This window comes from Bifidobacterium sp., assembly GCF_050874245.1.
Classification (GTDB): domain Bacteria; phylum Actinomycetota; class Actinomycetes; order Actinomycetales; family Bifidobacteriaceae; genus Bifidobacterium.
Window position 1 is genome coordinate 1 of the sequence record NZ_JBNMKH010000175.1, and the last position, 1,611, is coordinate 1,611.

Annotated in this window: 1 protein-coding gene, 1 tRNA gene and 1 pseudogene; all 3 read left to right on the plus strand. The window is 63.7% G+C overall.

Going from position 1 to position 1,611, the window contains the following annotated elements:
* Window positions 1-335, plus strand: a pseudogene (locus ACR0P8_RS09610) (hypothetical protein); the annotation flags it as partial.
* 132 nt (window positions 336-467) lie between these two features.
* Complete coding sequence (locus tag ACR0P8_RS09615; RefSeq protein ID WP_432624837.1) at window positions 468-1,436, plus strand: tetratricopeptide repeat protein; 969 nt, start codon at window positions 468-470, stop codon at window positions 1,434-1,436.
* Window positions 1,437-1,524: 88 nt separating this feature from the next.
* A tRNA-Arg gene (locus ACR0P8_RS09620) sits at window positions 1,525-1,597 on the plus strand.
* Window positions 1,598-1,611 lie beyond the last annotated feature (14 nt).

The following is a 1,611-nucleotide window of genomic DNA, read 5'->3' on the forward strand; positions in this document are numbered from 1 at the left end:
CCCAGGTGCAGAAGGCCATGGAGCTTAACGAAGGCACGCAGCAGCAGACCTTCGAACCGGTCAATGGAGCCATCAGCGTCATGCGTTCCGCGGACGGCGGCGATCTGGTGGCGGCGCAGATCAACTCCGAATGGACGCGTTCCGCCGGCGCTGGCCGTGAATCGCAGCCGGCCTCTGACGCGGAAAAGGCGCTGTTCGGCAATGGCAAGGCCACCAGCACCATGAAGACGAGCTATGTGAACGTCATCGCGCTGTATGTTCCGCCGGCGAATTCCGGGCAGAAAATCACCGCGGTCGGTTCCGAACGCCAGCCGGTGAAGGTCGAAGCGCTGTAAAACGACGGGTCCTTGGACGCGCATTGTCGGCGGTTTTCCGCCTATCGCGCATCCGTGGGAATGAAAACCGGGAAATCGTTGTTGGCACCTATAGTTGGTGCCAGCAACGATTTTGTGTTTTGGGAGGCATGTATGGCAGAGAAGCAGGCGTTCAACCCGGGTGTTTCATTGGCGGGAGCCGTTGATCTGGAGGCGCTCAAGCATCAGGTCAAGGCCGAACCGGGTCAGGCTGGCGGCGCCCCCGCAGCCGGCGGATACGTCATCGACACCACGGAGAACACGTTCCAGGCCATGGTCCAGACCTCCGCCACCTTCCCGATCCTGCTGTTCCTGTGGGTGCCGACCGACGACCGTCTGTTCCCCATGGCACGCACGCTGGGCGATGCGGTGAACAAGCTCAACGGCCAGATCCAGCTGTCCCGCATCGACATCGCATCCAATCCGTCCATCGCGCAGGCGTTCCAGATTCAGGGGGCTCCGGCGCTGTTCGCGCTGATCGGCGGCCGTCCGATGCCGATTCTGCAGGGACTGCCGTCCGACGAGGAGCTGAAGCAGATCACGGACGTGGTCGTGCCGAAGCTGATCGCGGCCGCACAGCAGGCCGGAGTGACCGGCACTGCGCCGTATTCGGGCGATCCCGATTCCGATGCGGCCAATTCCGCATCCGCCTCCAGCGTCCAGGACCAGGTGCCGCCGGAACATCAGGAGGCGTACATGCTGGCGCAGCAGGGCGATTACGCCGGTGCCGCCGCCGCTTACGAGAAGGTGCTGGAATCCAATCCGAACGATGCGCGCGCGGCCCGCGAACGTGCGAAGGCGCTGCTGCTGGCCCGTTCCGGCAATGCGGACGTGCGCGTGGTGCGCGCCGCCGCTGCCGACAAGCCGGACGATGTGGACGCGCAACTTGCCGTCGCCGACGTCGACATGATCGGCGGACAGATCCAGGACGCGTTCGACCGTCTGCTCGATTTCGTGGCGGCCGGCCACAAGGCCGACCTCGAGCCGGTGCGCAAGCGCCTGCTGGAATACTTCACGATTCCCGAGCCGACCGATGAGCGGCTGAAGCGCGCACGTCGTCGTCTCGCCACCCTCATGTACTGATTTTCCTTGCGATTGCAAGGGTCGCGCCACTTTTTTCACCGTATCGTGTCGCAAACGGGCGGCGAGCGTGTAAAGTAGTGTGGCGCACGGGTTTGTAGCTCAGCGGATAGAGCGTCTGTCTCCGGAACAGAAGGTCGTGGGTTCGATCCCCATCAAGCCCACCGGGCAAGGCTCC